A 19,482-nucleotide genomic window follows, 5' to 3' on the forward strand; every position below is an offset into this window, starting at 1 on the left:
CCATCCTGCCCGCTTCTAATCGACATCGCGCATCAACAAGTCGTCCCAGGTATCCCGTCGCACCACAAGCCGGGCATACCCGTTGCGGGCGAATACAACCGGGACTCGGCGCGCGCCGTTGTACTGGTTGGACATTGTGTAGCAGTAGGCCCCCGTGACAGGGATGGCGAGCAGGTCGCCGATCGCCGGGTGTTGCAGTGGGACGCCGTCGACGAGCTGATCGCCGGATTCGCAGTGCCTGCCGACGACGCTGACCATTTCACCGCCGCCGACCCGGTTGACGATTGCGGCCTCAAACCGCTGCCCGGTCAGCGACACCTCCAGGTTGTCGCCCATGCCGCCGTCGACGGCCACATGCGTCACCACACCGCGCTTGACCGTGGTGATCCGGTAGACCGTGCACGCGCTGTTGGCGACCATGCTGCGGCCAGGCTCGACGATGATGCGTGCCCCGGCGGGCAACAGCGCCTTCGCCTGGGTGACCATCGCGTCGGCGTAGTCGTCGAGGCTGGGCGGGGTTTCGTCGTAGGTGTAGCGGACGCCGAGGCCGCCGCCGAGGTCGTAGACGTCGAAAGTGCCGAGCTTCGCGATGGGTTCGACGGCCTGGGCGAGCTGTTCGACGTTGAGCAGCTGCGACCCGACGTGGGTGTGCACGCCGTCGAGACGCATCTTGGCACTGCGCTCGATCCGGCCGATCGCGTCGCGGGCGTCGTCGGGCATCAGGCCGAACTTCGAACCGGCGTGGCCCGTCGCCTGAGAGGCATGGGTAGCGGCCTCGACACCGGGGATGACCCGCACCAGGCACGGTTGCTGATGCCCAACGGGCACGATGCGCTCGAGCCTGTCGATGTCGTCGAAGTTGTCTACCACGACCAGGCCGACACCGTGTTTGACGGCCAGCTCGAGTTCTTCGTCGCTTTTGGCGTTGCCGTGCAGGACGAGCTTGCCGGCGTCGGCGCCTGCCTTCAGTGCGGTGAGGATTTCGCCTCCGCCCGCGACATCGAGATGTAATCCCTCTTCGACCATTACCCGTTGAACAGCGGTGCACGGGAACGACTTTGACGCAAACGCCACGTCGCAGCGCGGCCATCGGTCGCGGAACGCGGCGAGATAGTCGCGGGCCCGTTGCCGAAGGGCGTCTTCGGAGACGACGATGGCCGGCGTGCCGAACTGTTCGGCCACCGCGTCGAGGCGACACCCCCCAACGGTCAGCGTGCCGTCGCCGTCGAGGGCGCTGCCCGGCGCGAAGAGGCCGAGCAACTCGTCGGTGGACACGTCGGTGTGGACGGTCGGCTTGAAAGACACAGCCATGAGCCTGCCATCGCTTCGTCGAACGTGAACTGACTGCGAGAAAAGTCCGCGAAATCCGCACTGGCTTCATATTGGGCCACCTGCTACCGTCTGTCTGTAATGATCCCTACAGAGACACACCTGACGAAGAAACAGCAGCAGGGCGAGCAGTCCCGCGAGGTCATCCTCGACGCCACCGAGCGACTGATGTCAACGCGCGGCTACGCCGCGACCTCGATCAGCGACATCCGGAGGGCCTGTGGCCTGCCCCCGAGCTCGATCTACTGGCACTTCGGGTCGAAGGAAGGCGTGCTCGCAGCGGTGATGCAGCGCGGTGCCGACCGGTTCTTCGCGGCAATCCCAACGGCAGAAGACGTCGAGGCGCAGCTGGCCGTGGTGTCGAGGCTGCAAGCGCAGCATCCCGATTTTCTTCGGCTGTTCTACATGTTGTCGCTCGAGCGCGGCAACGATCCGGCGGTGGCCGATGTGATCCGCCGCGTACGCGACACCGCCATCGGCCAGTTCCGCGATGCGATCACCCAGCTGCTGCCCGCGGGCGTGCCGCACGCGAAGGCCGACCGCGTGGTCACCGAGCTGACCGCCGTGGCCGTGGCACTGTCGGACGGCGTCTACTTCGCCGAACATCTGGAACCCGACGGCACCGATGTCGCAAAGATGTACCGCCGGCTGGTCCAGGCCGTGTCGGCTCTGATCCCAATTCTGTTGGAGGAAAAGTGAATACGCGGACAGCGATCATCACCGGCGCCACGTCGGGCCTCGGTCTGGAATGCGCGCGCGCACTGCTGGGCAGTGACCCGTCCTGGCACATCGTGCTGCCGGTCCGAGACATAGTTCGTGGCACGGCGGCCGTCGAGGTATTAGGCGAGCCGGAGCGCTGCACAGTGATGCCGATGGACCTCGCATCGTTGACGTCGGTGCGTGCGTTCACCGATGACGTTGCGGCCGAGGCACTTCCGCCACTGCAGGCCATCGCCTGCAACGCGGGCCTCCAGGTGGTGTCGGGCACCGAGTGGACCGAGGACGGCGTCGAGATGACGTTCGGCGTCAACCACCTTGGCCATTTCGCGTTGGTGCACGGCCTTCTCGACACACTGACGCCCCCGGCGCGAATCGTGGTCGTCAGCAGCGGAACTCACGATCCGACAAAGCTCACCGGCATGCCCGATCCCCGCTATAGTTCCGCCGAGGACCTCGCACGTCCGGATAAGTCGGCGGACCCCGACGGCCGCCGCCGCTACACCACCTCGAAGCTGTGCAACCTGCTGTTCACCTACGAACTGGACCGTAGGCTCGGCTGCGGGCGTGATGGGGTGACCGTCAACGCGTTTGACCCCGGCCTGATGCCGGGCTCCGGCCTGGCCCGCGACTATTCGCCGCTGGGGCGCCTCGCGTGGCGTTACCTGTTCCCCGCGCTGCGTGTGTTGCCGCACGTGAACAGCACTCGCGCCTCCGGACGGCATCTCGCCTCGCTCGTCAACGACGCGCGCTTTGACGGGGTCAGCGGCCAGTACTTCGAGGGCAAGCGGCCCATCAAGTCGTCGGCGGACTCCTACGACCGCGACAAGGCGCGCGACCTATGGGACACCAGCGAGGCGCTGCTGAACCACGCGTGCAAGTAATGTCGACGGGGTGGCGCAGGACCGGCGGGCCCGGGTCGCGGTCGCGGCGCTTTTCCTGACCAACGGGGCGCTCTTCGCCAACCTGTTGCCGCGCTATCCCGAGATCAAGACCGACCTGCATCTGTCGAACGCGGTCTACGGCGTGGCGATCGCGGCGTTCTCTGGGGGCGCTCTGGTCGCTGGGCTGGCGGCAGCGGCCCTGATCCGCCGGTTCCACTCATCTCGGGTCGCGGTGGTCGGCACCATCGGCATCGCAACGTTCGTCGTCGTTGCGGGCCTAGCCACTACACCCCCCATGCTGGCCGCCGCGCTGTTCATCGCAGGCGCCTCGGACGCGATCACCGACGTCGCCCAGAACGCGCACGGCCTTCGCGTGCAACGCAACTACGGCCGCTCGATCATCAACTCCTTCCACGCGGTCTGGGCGGTCGGCGCGATCCTCGGCGGTCTGATGGGTGCAGGCGCGATCGCCATACACATGCCGAGGACCACGCACCTGTTGATCGCTGGTGTCGTCTTCAGCGCGGTTGTCTTGGTCGCCTATCCATATCTACTCCGCGGCCCCGACCACGACGACCATCCGACGGCGCGCTCAGCGGGCGGGGAAGGCGCGGGCCTCGCGGTATACGCGACGCTTGTTGCCCTGGTGGTGATAGCGATCGCGGGAGCCACCGTCGAGGATGCTGGAAGTTCCTGGGCCACACTGTATTTGCGTGACACGCTCGATGCGCCGGGGGCGGTCGCGGTGTTCGGCTACATCGCGTTGGTGGGCTTCATGTTCATCGGCAGAACGATTGGCGACCGGATGGTCGATCGCTTCGGCGAGCGGGCGGTAGTGCGAGCGGGCGGTTTCGTGTCGGCCGCGGGGATGGGTGCCGCGCTGGCATTTCCCAGTGTGCCCGGCACCATTGCCGGCTTCGCCGCAGCGGGCCTCGGTGTCGCGACGTTGATACCTGCCGCCATGCACGGCGCCGATCAGCTGCCAGGCATCCGCCCAGGCACCGGGTTGACGGTGGTGACGTGGCTGATGCGGGTCGGCTTCTTCGGTGCGCCATTGCTTGTCGGTGTCGTTGCCGATGCGACGAGCCTGCGCGTCGGTCTACTGAGCGTTCCAATCGCGGGGCTCACGGTGATGGCACTGGCCGGTGCGCTCAGTGCACGGCGGCAGCCATCTCGATCGTGAGTACGCCGGCGATGATGAACCCGATGCCTAGCATCATCACCGGAGTAAGGGGTTCGTCGAACAGGTAGCGGGCGATGACGGCGACCAGGGCGACGCCGCAGGCCGTCCATACGCCGTAGGCGATGCCAACCGCCATGCCCAGCGACAGGGACAGCCAGAGCAGATAGAAGCAGGCGAGATACCCCGCGACGACGGGGGCGATCCACGCCTTCTTGCGGAACCCGTCGGAGGCGCGAAGCGACAGCGTGGCAAAGACTTCGACGATGATCGCGGCGCCAAGCGCCAGCCACATCACGATTCGTCCGCGGCGGCTCGCTGCGAGCCGAACTCCACTAGCAGCACACCGGCGATGATTAGCCCGATGCCCACCACGATCGGCCAGGTGAACGGATCTCCGAAGATCACGGCGGCCAGCACCGCCGTGGCCGCCGTGCCGCAGGCGCCCCAGATGCCGTAGGCCACCCCGACTGGCATGCCTGTCCGCAGCACCATCGTCAGCAAGATGAACGACCCGAGGTATCCGGCCGCCACCACCACCAACCACGCCGAATGATCTTGCGACGCCCGCAAAGACAGTGTTGCCGCGACCTCGACCGCGATCGCCGCGATCAACAGCACCCACTTCCGCACGCAACGAACGTAACCGAGGATTGGTTACCCGCGACACGTGACGCGAATCTCCCGGTTAGCTGTACTAGCCATGGGTAACCTCGAAATATGAGCACCGTTGTGGATACCGCTTACGGACCCGTCCGCGGCGTCGACGACGATGCCGTGACGTCGTGGTTAGGGGTGCGCTACGCCGCCCCGCCGACCGGCGAACTTCGGTGGCGCGCACCACAGCCGCCCGAACCGTGGACCGAAGTCGCAGACGGAAGCGCCCTGGGACCGGTGTGCCCGCAGCCCGTCGATCCGCGGATTCCGATCGACCTCGGCGCGCCGCAGGGCGACGACTGCCTCACGCTGAACATCTGGGCGTCGTCGGATATTACGGACGGCGCCCGCAGGCCGGTGATGGTGTGGATCCACGGCGGCGCCTACGTTCTGGGGTCGGCCAATCAGCCGCTGTATAACGGCCGCGTGCTGGCGGCGGCAGGCGATGTGGTCGTCGTCACCGTGAACTACCGCCTCGGCGCGTTCGGATTCCTCGATCTGTCGTCGTTTTCCACGCCACGACGCCGGTTCGACAGCAACCTCGGACTGCGCGACGTGCTCCACGCCCTACATTGGGTCCGCGACAACATCGCCGCCTTCGGTGGCGACCCCGACCGCGTCACGGTGTTCGGCGAGTCTGCGGGCGCAGGCATCATCACCACCCTGCTGACGAGCCCCGCCGCCGAGGGACTGTTCGCAGGCGCGATCGCGCAGAGCTCACCGGCCACCTCGATCTACGACCCGATCCGCGCCCGCAGCGTGGCCCGCCAGTATTTGGCCGCACTTGGCTTGGGGGACAACGACATCGACCGATTGACCGATGCGCCCGTTGAGGTTCTCGTTAAGGCGTCGCGCTCGTTATTCAACGATGTGCCGGTGCAGTGTCCCGGCACACTGGCTTTCGCCCCGATCGTCGACGGTGATCTGGTGCCCGATCATCCGGTCAAGTTGGCGCGCGAGGGGCGGTCGCATCCCGTTCCGCTGATCATCGGCACGAACAAGCACGAGGCGGCGCTGTTCCGGTGGATGAAGTCACCGCTGATGCCCATCACTCCCGAGGCGATCAACGCGATGTTCACCCAGATCGCCGCCGAGCAACCACATCTGGTGTTGCCGAGCGACGACCAGATCAACACGGCGTACCCAGGCCTGAAGGGTAAGGCCCGCGGGATGGGCGTTGCGCGCGACGTCGGATTCCGGATGCCAACGGTGTGGCTGGCCGAGGGGCACTGCACTGTCGCGCCGGTCTATCTGTACCGATTCGATTGGGCCACACCGATGTTGCGGCTACTGCGACTGTCTGGTGCGCATGCCACCGAGCTGCCCTTCGTCTGGGGCAACCTCGTCGCCGGCCCCAAGGACCCCACGTTCAGGCTCGGCGGCATGAAGACAGGCAAGCTGGTTTCGCAGCGCATCCAGGCCCGCTGGCGCAACTTCACGACACAGGGCAAGCCGCTCGGGCTCGACGGTGAGCCGGAGTGGCTGCCGTATCAGGATGCTGATCGAGCCTGCCTGGTGATCGACCGGCACGACTCCGTCGTCAACGACGTCGACTTGCACATCCGGTCGGCATGGGGCACTGAGGTGCTGAGCTTCCGCTAGCGGCGCGCCAGCTAAACTCATGGCGGAGGTACCGCCGTGGACTTGGCAAAGACATTTTCGGATGTGCTGCCGCCGTTGATGCACGACCCCGTGATGTATGCGGTCCCGTTTTTCATCCTGTTTCTGATCATCGAGTGGACCGCGGCCCGCAAGCTCGCCCACATCGAGGCCGAGCGGCCACCGTCGGGTGCGTATCACCGAGCCGACGCGTGGGCCAGCATCTGGATGGGGCTGGTATCCGTCGGAACCAGCGGCGTGCTGAACTTTGTCGCCCTGCTGGGATATGCGGCGCTCTATGCCTACGTCGCACCGTGGCATCTGCCCGCGGGCCAGTGGTACACGTGGGTGATCGCGATCGTCGGTGTCGACTTCCTCTATTACTGGTATCACCGGATGGCCCATCGGGTGCGCATCTTCTGGGCCACCCATCAGGCCCATCACTCAAGTCAGTACTTCAATTTCGCCACGGCGTTGCGGCAGAAGTGGAACATCAGCGGCGATGTGTTTCTGCGGGCGTTGTTGCCGCTGTTCGGCGTTCCGCCGTGGCTGGTGTTCCTGTCCTTCTCGATCAATCTGGTCTACCAATTCTGGATTCACACCGAGCGCATCGACAAGCTCTGGCGGCCAATCGAATTCGTCTTCAACACGCCATCACACCACCGCGTGCACCACGGCATGGACAAGCAGTATTTGGACCGCAACTACGGCGGGATCTTCATACTCTTCGACAGGGCGTTCGGGTCGTTTCAGGCGGAGACCACCCGGCCGCACTACGGCCTGACCAAACAGGTGGGCACCTTCAACATCTGGAAGCTGGAGACGTTCGAATACGTGGCGATTGCCCGCGATGTGCGCCACGCGACGCGCTGGCGCGACCGACTGGGCTATATCTTCGGCCCGCCGGGATGGGAGCCCGCCGCACGCCGAGTCGCCACCGAATCGGCAGAAGTTCGCACATAAGTCGATGCGCGGCCGGGAAGTATGAACCCCATGGATGTCAAAGAGGTTCTGCTGCCCGGCGTCGGTCTGCGATTCGAGTTCGAGAATCGCGACGGCGACCGCATCGGCGTTGTCGCCAGGCGCACCGGTGACTTTGAAGTCGTTGTCTATCCCAGGCACGATCCGGACCAGGCCCAGGAGGTGTTCCGGCTCTCCGACGAAGAGGCCGAGGCGCTCGCCCAGATCCTCGGCGCACCGCGGATCGCCGAACGCTTCGCCGACCTGACCCGCGAAGTGCCTGGCCTCAACGCGGGCCAGGTCACCGTCCGGCCCGGCAGCCCGTTCGTCGACCGCCCTCTCGGCGACACCAGGACGCGCACCCGAACCGGCGCCTCTATCGTCGCGATCGTCCGCGACGACGAAGTCCTCGCCTCACCGGGTCCGGCAGAAATGTTGCGGGCCAACGACGTATTGGTCGTCATCGGCACAGAAGACGGCATCAGCGCCGTCGAAGCAATCATCGTCGCGGGCTGACCGATGGAAGTATCGGCGACGCTGCTCCTCGAGCTCGGCGTCATCCTGACGGTGCTCACCATCCTGGGCACCGCCGCGCGCCGACTCGCTCTGTCGCCGATTCCGCTGTACCTCGTCGCCGGCCTCGCTCTGGGCGAGGGCGGCATCGCGCCGATTCCGTCCGCCACGCAGTTCGTCAGCACCGGCGCGACGATCGGCGTGGTGCTGTTGCTGCTCACTCTCGGGCTGGAGTTCACCATCGGGGAGTTCGCCAGCAGCCTTCGGCGACACCTGCCGTCGGCGTGGGTGGACCTGTTGCTCAACGCGATTCCCGGTGCGATCGCGGGGTGGCTGCTCGGCCTTGGCGGCGTCGGCATCTTGGCGCTTGCGGGCGTCACCTACATCTCGTCGTCCGGTGTGATCTCGCGGCTGCTGTCCGACCTGCGCCGGCTCGGCAACAGAGAGACCCCGGCCGTGCTGTCGATCCTTGTGCTCGAGGACTTCGCGATGGCGGCGTACCTGCCGCTGCTGGCGGTGTTGGCCGCAGGCGGCACGTGGCCGCAGGCGCTGTTCGGGATGGCGATCGCCATCGCCGCGCTGTCCGTCGCATTCTTCGCCTCCTACCGCTGGGGTCATCACGTCGGGCGGATCGTCGCGCACCCGGACAACGAGCAGATGCTGCTGCGCATCCTCGGCCTGACGCTGATCGTCGCTGCCCTCGCCGAATTCGTACACGCCTCCGCGGCGGTCGGAGCGTTCCTCGTCGGCCTCACCCTGACCGGTGAGTCCGCGCATCGCGCGCGAACGGTACTCAGCCCGTTGCGTGACCTTTTCGCGGCGATCTTCTTCCTGGCCATCGGCGTCTCGGTGGATCCAGCCGAACTGATCCCGATGCTGCCTGCCGCAGCCGCGCTGGCGGCGGTGACTGCAGGCACCAAGGTGCTGACGGGTCAATTCGCCGCCCGCCGTGAGAGAGTGGCCAGGCCCGGTCAGTTGCGCGCGGGCACAGCGCTGATCGCGCGTGGTGAATTCTCGTTGGTCATCATCGGGCTGGTCGGTACGACATACGAGGCCGTCGAGGCGGTGGCCACGCCATACGTGTTCATCCTTGCGATGGTCGGACCGGTGCTGGCCCGATTCACCGGCGGATATTCGCCGCGCGCCGCGAGAAGCCCGTAGTGTCGCCGATGTGGAGACGGTGTTTGATGCCCACGTCGATCCCGGGCTGATCGAACGTGCCCTTGCGGCAAGCACGTTCGGCTCGATGTGGCTCGACATCCCGCGCCCCGAATACCCGCGAGCCGGCGGTTCGATCATCTGCGACCTGCTGGTAATCGGTGGCGGATATACCGGGCTGTGGACCGCATTGCATGCCGCTCAGCGAAATCCGGACCGCCGCATCGTCCTGATCGAGGCAAACCGGATCGGCTGGGCCGCATCGGGACGCAACGGCGGCTTCGTCGACGGCAGCCTGACGCACGGCTTCGAGAATGGAAAGACACGCTGGCCCAACGAGATTGACACCCTCGACGCGATGGGCAGGGAAAACCTCGACGGCATGCAGGCCGATATCGAGTCTCTGGGGCTCGACGCCGAATGGCAGCGCACTGGCATGCTGTCCGTCGCGACCGAACCGCATCAAGTCGACTGGCTTACCGAGTCTGCCGCGGCAGGGGAGGGACAGCTGCTCGGCCTGCGTGAGGTCCGCGACGAGGTGCATTCGCCGACCTACCTCGCGGGCCTGTACAACCCCGACTCCTGCGCCATCGTGCACCCGGCCAAGCTCGCGTTCGAACTGGCGCGCGCCTGCCAGGAGGCCGGAGTTCAGATCTATGAGCACACCAATGCGCGGCATCTCGACTCCGCAGGCGTCGCGCTGCACATCCAGGCCGGCGACGCAGCCATCACCTGCCGCAACACGGTGCTTGCGACCAACGTCTACCCGAGCCTGCTGCGCCGCAACCGGCTGTACACCGTGCCGGTGTATGACTACGTGCTCGCCACCGAGCCCCTCACGGATGCGCAGCTGGACCGGATCGGCTGGCGGCGCAGGCAGGGAATCGGCGACTGCGCCAACCAGTTTCACTATTACCGGCTGACGATGGACAACCGGATTGTGTGGGGCGGCTACGACGCTGTCTACCACTTCGGCCGCAAGGTCCACGAGCGCTACGAAGACCGAGCCTCCACCTACCAGCGGCTGGCGGCGCACTTCTTCGTCACCTTCCCTGCGCTCGACGATGTCCGGTTCACCCATCGCTGGGCCGGTGCGATCGACACCAACACCCGGTTCTGTGCGCACTGGGGGCTGGCTCGTGACGGGCGCGTGGCCTACGTCAACGGGTTCACTGGCCTCGGGGTGGCCGCAACGCGGTTCGCCGCCGACGTCTGTCTTGATCTGCTGGACGGCAAGCCCACCGCGCGCACCGAATTGGAGATGGTGCACAAGCGGCCGTTGCCGTTCCCGCCGGAGCCACTGGCCAGCATTGGTATCCAGGCGACGCGATGGTCGCTGGATCGCGCCGACCACTCGGCGGGCCGGCGCAACATCCTGCTGCGCGCACTCGATGCGCTCGGCCTCGGCTTCGATTCTTGACTCGTAATCCCCACGGAGACAGCCGAGATCAGTAGGCTCAGCTGCAGCAAGTATCCGGTGATCGCCGACGCCAGCGGCGGCTCCAACCCAGACCTGATTTATCCGGGCCAGGTGCTGACGATCCCTTCCCGACCCACACGGCAGTGGCCCGGGCTGAACGGTCTGGGCCATCACTGTTTTACAGATCTCGGTTGTGTAACGTCACAGCGTCGTAGTCCGATGACCAATTGCGTATGCCGTTATCGCAGCTCACCGGTACGCTTGACAGCCTTGACACTCCAAGATCGGAGACCACAGTGCGCCGACCAGGCTTGCGCATGCTTGCAGCGGTTGCTCCGATTTTCGCGCTCACGTTGTCCACAGCACCGGCCCAGGCAACACCCGGCGTGCTCGTGTTCCCCGGGATGGAAATTCGGCAAGGCACCAACGTTTGCACGCTGGGTTATGTCGACCCGCAGATGCGCATCGCGTTCACCGCAGGGCATTGCCGCGGCAGCGGCCAGGTGACCGACAGAGACGGCAACGTGGTTGGCAGTCTTTCTCTGTTCCGCGACAACACGCCAAACGGTGCCACTATCGACACAAATCATCAGATCGCCGATTGGGAGGCGATCAGCCTCGCGCCCGACGTCGCGGTCAACAACATCCTGCCGGGCGGACGTGCGCTGATCGCCGATCCCGGTATTACGCCCGTCGCCGGCTTGCCGGTGTGCCACTTCGGTGTTGTCACGGGGGAGACCTGCGGCACCATCCAGGCCGTGAACAACGGCTGGTTCACGATGGCCAACGGTGTCGTGAGCCAGAAGGGCGACTCTGGCGGGCCGGTGTACAACCTCACGCCGGACGGCAGGGCCGCGATAGTCGGGATGTTCAACAGCACGTGGGGCCAGTATCCGGCCGCGGTGTCCTGGCAAGTCGCCAGCCAAGAGGCCCGCGAGGACGTCATCTCCGCCGCGGCGGGTAGCGTCAACGCCGCGCCGCCATCGCCCTAGCGGAGAAGTTCGAACACTGGGATAGCCGGTGCGGCGGCACGCATTTCGTCGACCGTCGACTGTGGAGTCAACCCGCCGACGTGACCCTTGACCTCCCAGAACCACCTATCGAGATAGCGCTTCAACAACTGGGGCTTGTCATCGTCAGCCACTTCCGCGATGTGCACGGTTCTGCTGCGCCAGCGCGGACCCATCTCGACGGCACCCGCCGCACGGGCGTTGCGTGCCCACTGCGTATTGCCGCGCGGAGACACGACGTAGTCGCGGCCGTCGACGGTGAGCAGGTTGATCACAACCCCGCGGCGCTTACCGGTCTTGCGGCCGCGCACTCGCAGCGCTCGCGTTCCGGCGATGCTGATGCCGGCTTCCGCCAGCCAGCGGATCAGCTCGTTGCCTGCGCGGGCGGCGACGTTCGGTTCGTCGTATCGAGCGGTCATCGTTGTGCCTTTCGGTTAAGGGAGAGCGGTGCTCTCTAATAGGTTGGCACGCCCAGGGCGGGAAATCAAGAGCACCGATCTCGTTTTGTGTCACACTTGCCAGATGGGCAAGCGGCAGGAGTCGCGCGAGATGATCGAGGCGCAGATCATCGAGCTCGGACGGCACCACCTGCTGACCGAAGGGGCGGCGGGACTGTCGCTGCGCGCGATCGCGCGCGACCTCGGCATGGTGTCGTCCGCGGTGTACCGGTACGTGTCCAGTCGTGACGACCTGCTGACGCTGCTGCTGGTCGACGCGTACTCGGAACTGGCCGACGCGGTCGATGACGCCGCGGCGGCCGCCAACGGGACGTGGCGCGATCAACTCCTGGCGATGACGCATGCCGCCCGCGCGTGGGCGGTCGATCAACCGGCCCGCTGGGCGTTGTTGTACGGCAGCCCCGTGCCCGGATACCACGCGCCGCGCGAGAGCACGGTCGGCCCCGGCACCAGAGTGGTCGGCGCACTGTTCGGCGCGGTCGCAGGCGGAATTGCGGCCGGCGACATACCACCGTCGAATGTTGCTGTGGACCAACCATTGTCGTCAGATTTCGACCGGCTTCGCGAGGAGTTCGGGTTTGCGGGCGACGACTCGGCGGTCGCCAAATGCTTTCTGCTGTGGGCCTGCGTGGTCGGCGCAATCAGCCTCGAGGTGTTCGGCCAATATGGCGCCGACACATTGACAGAGCCGGGCGCAGTGTTCGACTCCCAGGTCCGGCTGCTGATCAAGACGCTGAGCGCCTAATTGTAGACTTGACTTATATAAGTAGCAGCTTCTATTTTGGACGAGTGCACGCGTTCGACGTCCTTGGCGATCCAGTGCGCCGCCGCATTCTGGAACTGCTCGCTGGAGGCGAGATGTCGGCGGGAGCGATCGGCGCCACCATTCAGGGCGAGTTCGCGATCACTCAGCCCGCGGTATCTCAGCATCTGAAGGTGCTGCGCGACAACGGCTTTGCCTCGGTGCGGCCCGACGGCCAGCGACGGCTGTACGCAGTGGACGGCAGGGCATTACGTGACGTGGACGAGTGGCTCGACGGGTTCCGTCGGTTTTGGACCCCACACTTTGGCGCACTGGCCACCGAGATCGCCAGGGGCAAACGGCAACGACGAAGGAAGGCGACATGATCGAGATCGACGTCGACCATCAGATCCACGCGGTTGTGCGCAACGTCGGCACCCGCACGATCGACGTCGGGGAGGCGCACGTAGTCACCGTCAGCCAGACCTACGCACCGATGCAGCCGACCTCTGGGATGCGGTCACCAACATCGAGCGGATACCGCGGTGGTTCCTGCCGATTTCCGGTGAGCTGCAGCTCGGCGGCTCCTATCAGTTGGAGGGCCAAGCGGGCGGAACCGTCCTGACGTGCGACCCGCCGAAGAACTTCACCGCGACGTGGGAGTTCGGCGGCAACGTCAGCTGGATCGACGTGAGCATCTAGAGCGACGGCCCCGACCGCGCGCGACTGGTGCTCGAGCACATCATGCCGGTGGCCGATGACGAGATCTGGCGTCAGTTCGGCCCCGGCGCCGTCGGCATGGGCTGGGATTCCATGCTGCTCGGGCTGGCCCTGCATCTGGCCACGGGCGAAGCCATCGACCCCTCGTTAGGGCAACAGTGGGTGGGCACCGAGGACGGTCGTCGCTTCATGGCGCTGTCCGGTGAGGCGTGGTACGAGGTGAACGTCGCTTTCGGAACTGATCCCGCGGCGGCGCGCGCGATGGCGGATCGCTGCGTGGCGGCCTACCTCGGCGAGGAATCAAACTAGAACACGTTCTAGCCACGGCCGCGGCCCGGGGATATTCTCGAGGCGATGCCTGACCAGACACCTGTCCAGATCGCGTGGGTCACGCGAGACCTCGATGCCACCGAAACGGCGCTGACCACGCTATTGGGCGCCAAGAAATGGATTCGCATGCCCGGGGTTCACTTCGGCCCCGACGCGTGCACGTACCGAGGCGGCCCCGCGGACTTCGTCGCCGACATCTCGCTGTCCTATGCCGGCGACACCCAGCTCGAGCTCATCGCACCGGTGACCGGCCAGAGCATCTATACCGAGTTTCTGGACGGCGCCGGACCCGGATTGCATCACGTCTGTATCGAGGCCGACGACGTCGAGCGCGCGGTGGCCGAGCGCGGTGCGGAGGTGGTCCAGCGCGGTGTGATGCCCGGCGGCATGGAGTTCGCGTACGTCACAGCCAAGGACGCCGGCGTGCCCTACGTCGAGATCGCGTATATCCCGCCCGAGATCCGGGCGTTCTTCGACTACATCAAGCAGGAGCAGAAGTGAGCAGCCAAATCCCGGAGACCGTCAACGCCGCCGACGTGCCCGCGTGGTCCGACGAGGCCGACGTCGTGGTGGTCGGCTTCGGCATCGCGGGCGGCTGCGCAGCGGTCAGCGCCGCGGCGGCGGGGGCACGGGTGCTGGTGCTGGAACGCGCTGCGGCCGCGGGTGGTACGACGTCGATGGCGGGCGGGCATTTCTATCTCGGCGGGGGCACCGCCGTGCAGCAGGCCACCGGACATGTCGACAGCGCCGACGAGATGTACAAATACCTCGTCGCAGTGTCCCGCGAACCCGAGCACGACAAGATTCGAGCCTATTGCGACGGCAGCGTCGAGCACTTCAACTGGTTGGAGGACTTGGGTTTTCAGTTCGAACGGAGCTATTTCCCCGGCAAGGCCGTCATTCAGCCCAACACCGAGGGCCTGATGTTCACCGGCAACGAGAAGGTCTGGCCCTTCAAGGACCGGGCGGTACCCGCGCCGCGCGGGCACAAGGTGCCGGTGCCCGGCGACACCGGCGGAGCCAGCATGGTGATCGACCTACTGCTCAAGCGGGCAGAACAACTCGGCGTCCAGATCCGTTATGAGACAGGGGCGACCGCGCTCATCCAAGACGACAGCGCCGTCGTCGGCGTCAGCTTCAAGCACTTCAACGACACCGGCGCGATCCGCGCCAAGGCGGTGGTGATCGCCGCCGGCGGATTCGTGATGAATCCGGAGATGGTCGCCGACTACACCCCGAAGCTGGCCGAAAAGCCGTTCGTGTTGGGCAACACCTATGACGACGGCCTCGGCATCCGCCTCGGTGAATCGGCAGGCGGCGCAACCAAACACATGGATCAGGTTTTCATCACCGCGCCGGCATACCCGCCGTCGATTCTGCTCACCGGCATCATCGTCAACAAGGACGGCCAGCGCTTCGTCACCGAGGACTCCTACCATTCGCGCACATCGGGATACGTGATGGATCAGCCCGACAGCGCCGCGTTCCTGATCGTCGACGAGGACCACCTGAAACGACCAGAGGTGCCGCTGGTGCCGCTGATCGACGGCTGGGAAACGGTCGAGGAAATGGAAGCCGCCCTTGGCATTCCGAAGGGCAAGCTGGTCGAAACGCTGAACCGCTACAACGAGCACGCCGCCCGCGGCGAGGATCCAGATTTCCACAAGCAGCCGGAATTCCTTGCCCCACAGGATAAAGGACCGTGGGGTGCGTTCGACCTGTCACTGGGCAAGGCGATGTACGCCGGCTTCACGGTCGGTGGTCTCGCGACGAACGTCGACGGCCAAGTATTGAGGGAGGACGGCACCGTGATTTCCGGCCTCTATGCCGCAGGCGCGTGCGCGTCGAACATCGCCCAGGACGGCAAGGGCTATGCCAGTGGCACCCAACTCGGCGAGGGCTCGTTCTTCGGCCGCCGCGCCGGAGCGCACGCCGCCGCAAGCTAAACCGGCGCAAGGCGCCACTGGCCGCCGCCAAGAAGTTCCAGACGACGGTCGTGGTGCTGTTCGACGGTGCTGCGATGGCTGACGCTGACCACGATGCAGTCGGGCAGCGCCGTACGCAACGACCGGTACAGCGCGAATTCCTGGCCCTCGTCAAGCGCGGAGGTCGACTCGTCGAGGAACACCACTCTGGGTTTGGCCAGCAGCACCCGCGCGAACGCGATGCGCTGCTGTTCGCCCGGCGAGAGCACCTTGGCCCAGTCGGCTGTCTCATCGAGGCGGCTGGCGAGATGGCCGAGCGCGGCGGTGTCGAGCACGGATTGGATTGCCGCGTCATCGAATTCGCCAGCGACAGCCGGATACGAAATCACGGTGCGAAGGTCGCCAAGCGGCATGTAGGGCAGCTGCGACAGGAACATGGTCCCGTCGGCTGGACACCGCACCGTGCCCGAGGTGAACGGCCACAGCTGTGCGAGGCTGCGTAGCAGCGTCGTCTTACCCGTTCCCGAGCCTCCGGTGATCACCAACGATTCGCCGGAGTCCAGCCGGACATCCAGGGGCTCGACCAGCCGTGCGCCCTGCGGGGTTCGGACTTCCACGGCGCTGAGCTCCAGCAAGCCGTCGGTAGCGGGGAGTGCCGTCAAAGCCGGCAGCTCCCTTGCCTGTTCGTTGGCGGTGACCAAGCCGTCGAGGCGGATGACCACCGCCCGGTAGTTGGCGAACGAGTCGTAGACGGCACGAAAGAACGCCAGCGAATCGTGCACCGAGATGAATGCGCTCGACGATTGAGTGACGTCTCCGAGCTGGATCTCGCCGGCGAACAACCGCGGGGCCTGCACCACGGTCGGCAATGGGCTGACGATCTGGTTCATTGACCGGTTCCACCCCAAAAAGACCAGGGTCCGCCGGACGAAGGCGCGGTAATTCGCGATGACGGCGGCGAATCGCGTTACCAGCTGGCCACGTTCAGCGCCTTCGCCGCGGTACAAACCAACGGCCTCTGCGGCGTCTCGAAGCCGCACCAGCGCATAGCGGAACGCGGCGTTGGTGCGCTCGTTGCGGAACGACAGCCGGATCAGCGGCCTGCCGATCCAGAACGCGACGACCGTCGTGAAGAACACGTACACCAGCGCCATCCAGAACAGTGCCTTAGGCACGATGACACCGAAGATGGTGAGCGGTCCGGCCAGGCCCCACAGGATCGGCGTGAACGAAACGACGTTGACGACGGCGAAGACGGTGCCGAACAACAGGGTTTGCGACGTCCCAACCGTCGGCACGTTGGTCCCCTGACCGGTGCCGGTGGTGAACGCGTCGATGTCCTGCTGGATGCGCTGATCGGGGTTGTCGATCGGCGGCTCGACGAATCGCCCCCGGTAGTAGGCGTCACCGTCGAGCCAGTCGCCGGTGAGCCGGTGCGTCAGCCACACCCGCCACCGGATGATGAATCGCTGCATCAGGTACACATCAAGCAGGTTGCGGACGATGTCGGAGAGGGCCAGCCCGACGTAGAGCAGCATCGCCGCCCAAAAGCCGTCGATCGCAACCTGTTTCGCTGTCCCGCCGCCGTCAAACGCAGCCTGCAACGCCGAAAACTGGTCGTTGGACTGATAACTGAACAGCACACCGAGGCGCACGTCGATCATCACTGAGGCCAGTAGCACGCCGAGCAACGACCACACCGGAATGCTTTGGCGGCCCTTGAAATAGTCGCCGGTGATCCGCCAGAACTGCCGGCCCCAGGTGGTGAACCGCGCGAGCAGCGCCAGCACCAAGAGGGTGGACACCGCTGCGATCGCCCAAGCCCGCGCCACCCACAACAGGGACGTAATCAGCTCGTCGCCCCAATTCAGGGACGGCGTGAACGTTTCCATGCCGGGAAGCTACCGGCTCAGCGTTACACAGGGACGGGCTCGTCGCCTTGCACCCGGCCGAGACGCCATTCGCCGTCGCCGAGCAGTTCGAGTTCGTGGGTGTGATGCTGCTCGACAGTGCTGCGGTGGCTGACGCTGACCAGGATGGTCTCCGGCAGCTCGGTGCGCACCAGGTTGTACAGCAGGAACTCCAAACCTTCGTCCAACGCTGAGGTGGCCTCGTCGAGGAAGACGGCCTTCGGCCTGGTCAACAAGACGCGGGCGAACGAGATGCGCTGCTGCTCGCCAGGAGAGAGCACCTTGGCCCAATCCAGCACCTCGTCTAGCCGGTGGACGAGGTGCTGCAGCGCAACCTTGTGCAGCATTTGTTGCAGGGTTCGATCGTCGATCGACCCCTCTTCACTCGGATAGCTCACGACCGCGCGCAGATTACCCAGCGGCACGTACGGCAGCTGCGAAAGGAACATCGTTTCGTTGGGGCCGCACGGCCGGGTCAGGGTGCCGGAGCAGAACGGCCACAACTCCGCCAGGCTGCGCAGCAGCGTGGTCTTCCCGCTGCCGGATGGCCCGGTGACCACCAACGTGTCGCCGATTTCCAGGCGCATGTCGAGCGGCTTGATGAGCTGCTTGCCGTCGGGGGTGCGGACCTCGACGTCGTCGAGCACAACCGCGCCGTCCTTGCATGGGGTGGTCGTGACTTCCGGTAGCGCCCTTCCTTCTTCGTTGGCGATGACCAGGCCGTGCAGACGGATGATCGCCGCGCGATAGCCGGCGAACGAGTCGTATGCATTTCGGAAGAACGACAGCCCGTCTTGGATGCTGCCGAAGGCCGACGCCGACTGCGACATGGCGCCGAGCTTGATCTCGCCGGCGAGGAATCGCGGGAACTGCAAGATATAGGGCACGACCACGATGATCTGGCTCATGGACAGGTTCCACCCGTAGAAGCCGATCATCCGATTGACGTACCGCTTGTAGTTGGAGACGACCGGCGCGAACAGGCGTCGCAGCCCCGTTCGCTCCGCGATCTCGCCGCGATAGAAAGCAACCGCCTCCGAGGCGTCGCGCAGTCGCACCAGCGCGTAGCGGAAGGCCGCGTTGAACTTCTCGTTGTTGAAGGCGAGCCAGATAATTGGTTTGCCGATCCAGAACGCGAAGATCGTCGCGAAGATGACGTACACAATCAGGATGATGAACATCGCCTTGGGCACCTGAAACCCGATGATGGGCAGCGTGAGCGGGCCCGACAGGTCCCACAGGATCTTCGTGAACGAAATCATCGACAGAATGGCTGAGACCGCCCCGAACACCAGCGTGGCCGCGGACGTGTTGTTCGGAGTGTTGGGCAGGGGACCGACACCTGCGGTGAAGATGTCGATGTCGGTCTGGATGCGTTGATCCGGGTTGTCGATCGTGTCATCGATAAAGCGGGACCGGTAGTAGGCCTTGCCGTCCAGCCAGTCGCCGGTGAGCCGATCGGTCAGCCACGCCCGCCACCGAAGCATGAATCGCTGCATCAGGAACAGGTCCACCATCACGCGGGCGACGTGGATGGTGGCCAGGACGCCGAACACAATGATCGAGAACCAAAAGCCGTCCTTGCCCGAATTCTTAACGGCCTCGTCACCAGTGAGGCCTGCTGCGACCGACTGGAAGCTGCTCATCATGTCATTGCCCTGGAAGGACAACAGCACGTCGATGCGAACGCCGACGACTACTGACAGCAGCAGTGCCCCCAGCCAGATCCAGACTCTGAGGCTGTCGCGACCGGTGAAGTAGCCGCCGGTGATACGCCAGAACTGCCTGCCCCACTTGGTGAACCTGGCGATCAGCAGCAACACCAGAAAAGTGCCGACCGCCATGAACGTCCACCAGCGGGCGATCCACCACAGCGATTTCAACAGCTCGCTGCCCCAGTCCAGCGTTGGGGTGAACATGTCCGGGTTCATCCCGGCAAGGTACCTCGACAATCTGTTGTGAGCCCCCTG

19 protein-coding genes and 2 pseudogenes are annotated in these 19,482 nt (G+C 65.4%); 15 read left to right on the plus strand and 6 right to left on the minus strand.

The window, feature by feature from the left end:
• Positions 1 to 15: 15 nt before the first annotated feature.
• Positions 16 to 1,311: a diaminopimelate decarboxylase gene (gene lysA / locus MYCSM_RS15570; RefSeq protein WP_015307119.1), complete on the minus strand. Its 1,296-nt coding sequence runs from the start codon at positions 1,309 to 1,311 to the stop codon at positions 16 to 18.
• A gap of 99 nt (positions 1,312 to 1,410) precedes the next feature.
• Between lysA and MYCSM_RS15575 the strand changes: the two genes are divergently transcribed.
• From MYCSM_RS15575 to MYCSM_RS15585, 3 genes are read left to right on the plus strand one after another with little or no spacing between them, the layout of a single operon-like run.
• Complete coding sequence (locus MYCSM_RS15575) at positions 1,411 to 2,028, plus strand: TetR/AcrR family transcriptional regulator (RefSeq protein ID WP_015307120.1); 618 nt, start codon at positions 1,411 to 1,413, stop codon at positions 2,026 to 2,028.
• Complete coding sequence (locus MYCSM_RS15580; RefSeq protein WP_015307121.1) at positions 2,025 to 2,930, plus strand: SDR family NAD(P)-dependent oxidoreductase; 906 nt, start codon at positions 2,025 to 2,027, stop codon at positions 2,928 to 2,930. The genes MYCSM_RS15575 and MYCSM_RS15580 overlap by 4 nt, the downstream gene beginning before the upstream one ends.
• 10 nt (positions 2,931 to 2,940) lie before the next feature.
• Entirely contained in the window at positions 2,941 to 4,113 is a 1,173-nt protein-coding gene (locus tag MYCSM_RS15585) for an MFS transporter (RefSeq protein WP_015307122.1), read from the plus strand.
• Here MYCSM_RS15585 and MYCSM_RS15590 read toward each other — a convergent pair.
• Positions 4,082 to 4,405, minus strand: coding sequence for a DMT family transporter (locus tag MYCSM_RS15590; RefSeq protein ID WP_015307123.1), 324 nt, complete (start codon positions 4,403 to 4,405; stop codon positions 4,082 to 4,084). The two genes, MYCSM_RS15585 and MYCSM_RS15590, sit on opposite strands and share 32 nt — an antisense overlap.
• Complete coding sequence (locus MYCSM_RS15595; protein WP_041312158.1) at positions 4,405 to 4,743, minus strand: DMT family transporter; 339 nt, start codon at positions 4,741 to 4,743, stop codon at positions 4,405 to 4,407. Before MYCSM_RS15595 ends, MYCSM_RS15590 begins: the two co-directional genes overlap by 1 nt.
• An 87-nt stretch (positions 4,744 to 4,830) precedes the next feature.
• Between MYCSM_RS15595 and MYCSM_RS15600 the strand changes: the two genes are divergently transcribed.
• The 7 genes and pseudogenes from MYCSM_RS15600 to MYCSM_RS15625 all read left to right on the plus strand — a co-directional run bounded on the left by MYCSM_RS15600 (position 4,831) and on the right by MYCSM_RS15625 (position 11,409).
• Positions 4,831 to 6,369: a carboxylesterase/lipase family protein gene (locus MYCSM_RS15600; protein WP_015307125.1), complete on the plus strand. Its 1,539-nt coding sequence runs from the start codon at positions 4,831 to 4,833 to the stop codon at positions 6,367 to 6,369.
• A gap of 36 nt (positions 6,370 to 6,405) precedes the next feature.
• The gene (locus MYCSM_RS15605; protein WP_015307126.1) at positions 6,406 to 7,329 is read left to right on the plus strand and encodes a sterol desaturase family protein; all 924 of its coding nucleotides are present in this window, start codon (positions 6,406 to 6,408) and stop codon (positions 7,327 to 7,329) included.
• 30 nt (positions 7,330 to 7,359) lie between these two features.
• A complete protein-coding gene (locus MYCSM_RS15610; protein WP_015307127.1) occupies positions 7,360 to 7,842 on the plus strand; it encodes a cation:proton antiporter regulatory subunit in 483 nt (160 codons plus the stop codon).
• Positions 7,843 to 7,845: 3 nt separating this feature from the next.
• Positions 7,846 to 9,000: a cation:proton antiporter gene (locus tag MYCSM_RS15615; RefSeq protein WP_015307128.1), complete on the plus strand. Its 1,155-nt coding sequence runs from the start codon at positions 7,846 to 7,848 to the stop codon at positions 8,998 to 9,000.
• A gap of 10 nt (positions 9,001 to 9,010) precedes the next feature.
• Complete coding sequence (locus tag MYCSM_RS15620) at positions 9,011 to 10,417, plus strand: NAD(P)/FAD-dependent oxidoreductase (protein ID WP_015307129.1); 1,407 nt, start codon at positions 9,011 to 9,013, stop codon at positions 10,415 to 10,417.
• Positions 10,418 to 10,462: 45 nt separating this feature from the next.
• Positions 10,463 to 10,543: pseudogene (locus tag MYCSM_RS38215) on the plus strand (LysM peptidoglycan-binding domain-containing protein); the annotation flags it as partial.
• Between the two features lie 191 nt (positions 10,544 to 10,734).
• Positions 10,735 to 11,409, plus strand: coding sequence for an Rv1815 family serine proteinase (locus MYCSM_RS15625; RefSeq protein ID WP_015307130.1), 675 nt, complete (start codon positions 10,735 to 10,737; stop codon positions 11,407 to 11,409).
• Here MYCSM_RS15625 and MYCSM_RS15630 read toward each other — a convergent pair.
• Positions 11,406 to 11,846 carry a nitroreductase/quinone reductase family protein gene (locus tag MYCSM_RS15630; protein WP_015307131.1) on the minus strand — a complete coding sequence of 147 codons (441 nt, stop codon included), beginning with the start codon at positions 11,844 to 11,846 and terminating at the stop codon, positions 11,406 to 11,408. The two genes, MYCSM_RS15625 and MYCSM_RS15630, sit on opposite strands and share 4 nt — an antisense overlap.
• A gap of 103 nt (positions 11,847 to 11,949) precedes the next feature.
• Here MYCSM_RS15630 and MYCSM_RS15635 point away from each other — a divergent pair, with 103 nt between their 5' ends.
• From MYCSM_RS15635 to MYCSM_RS15655, 5 genes and pseudogenes are all read left to right on the plus strand, one after another.
• Positions 11,950 to 12,630: a TetR/AcrR family transcriptional regulator gene (locus tag MYCSM_RS15635; protein WP_041312161.1), complete on the plus strand. Its 681-nt coding sequence runs from the start codon at positions 11,950 to 11,952 to the stop codon at positions 12,628 to 12,630.
• A gap of 44 nt (positions 12,631 to 12,674) precedes the next feature.
• Positions 12,675 to 13,013 carry an ArsR/SmtB family transcription factor gene (locus tag MYCSM_RS15640; RefSeq protein WP_015307133.1) on the plus strand — a complete coding sequence of 113 codons (339 nt, stop codon included), beginning with the start codon at positions 12,675 to 12,677 and terminating at the stop codon, positions 13,011 to 13,013.
• Positions 13,010 to 13,656 (plus strand): annotated as a pseudogene (locus tag MYCSM_RS15645) (SRPBCC family protein). The gene MYCSM_RS15640 and the pseudogene MYCSM_RS15645 overlap by 4 nt, the downstream one beginning before the upstream one ends.
• Positions 13,657 to 13,701: 45 nt before the next feature.
• The gene (locus MYCSM_RS15650; protein ID WP_015307134.1) at positions 13,702 to 14,178 is read left to right on the plus strand and encodes a VOC family protein; all 477 of its coding nucleotides are present in this window, start codon (positions 13,702 to 13,704) and stop codon (positions 14,176 to 14,178) included.
• Positions 14,175 to 15,623, plus strand: coding sequence for an FAD-binding protein (locus tag MYCSM_RS15655; RefSeq protein WP_015307135.1), 1,449 nt, complete (start codon positions 14,175 to 14,177; stop codon positions 15,621 to 15,623). The genes MYCSM_RS15650 and MYCSM_RS15655 overlap by 4 nt, the downstream gene beginning before the upstream one ends.
• Here the strand turns inward: MYCSM_RS15655 and MYCSM_RS15660 are convergent.
• Together MYCSM_RS15660 and MYCSM_RS15665 are read right to left on the minus strand one after the other, a co-directional pair.
• Positions 15,620 to 17,494 (minus strand): ABC transporter ATP-binding protein/permease, encoded by a 1,875-nt coding sequence (locus tag MYCSM_RS15660; RefSeq protein WP_015307136.1) that lies wholly within the window; start codon positions 17,492 to 17,494, stop codon positions 15,620 to 15,622. The two genes, MYCSM_RS15655 and MYCSM_RS15660, sit on opposite strands and share 4 nt — an antisense overlap.
• Before the next feature lie 23 nt (positions 17,495 to 17,517).
• Positions 17,518 to 19,443 (minus strand): ABC transporter ATP-binding protein/permease, encoded by a 1,926-nt coding sequence (locus MYCSM_RS15665; protein ID WP_015307137.1) that lies wholly within the window; start codon positions 19,441 to 19,443, stop codon positions 17,518 to 17,520.
• Between the last annotated feature and the right edge of the window lie 39 nt (positions 19,444 to 19,482).

Origin of the sequence: Mycobacterium sp. JS623 (genome assembly GCF_000328565.1) — a bacterium.
In the GTDB taxonomy this organism is placed as follows: domain Bacteria; phylum Actinomycetota; class Actinomycetes; order Mycobacteriales; family Mycobacteriaceae; genus Mycobacterium.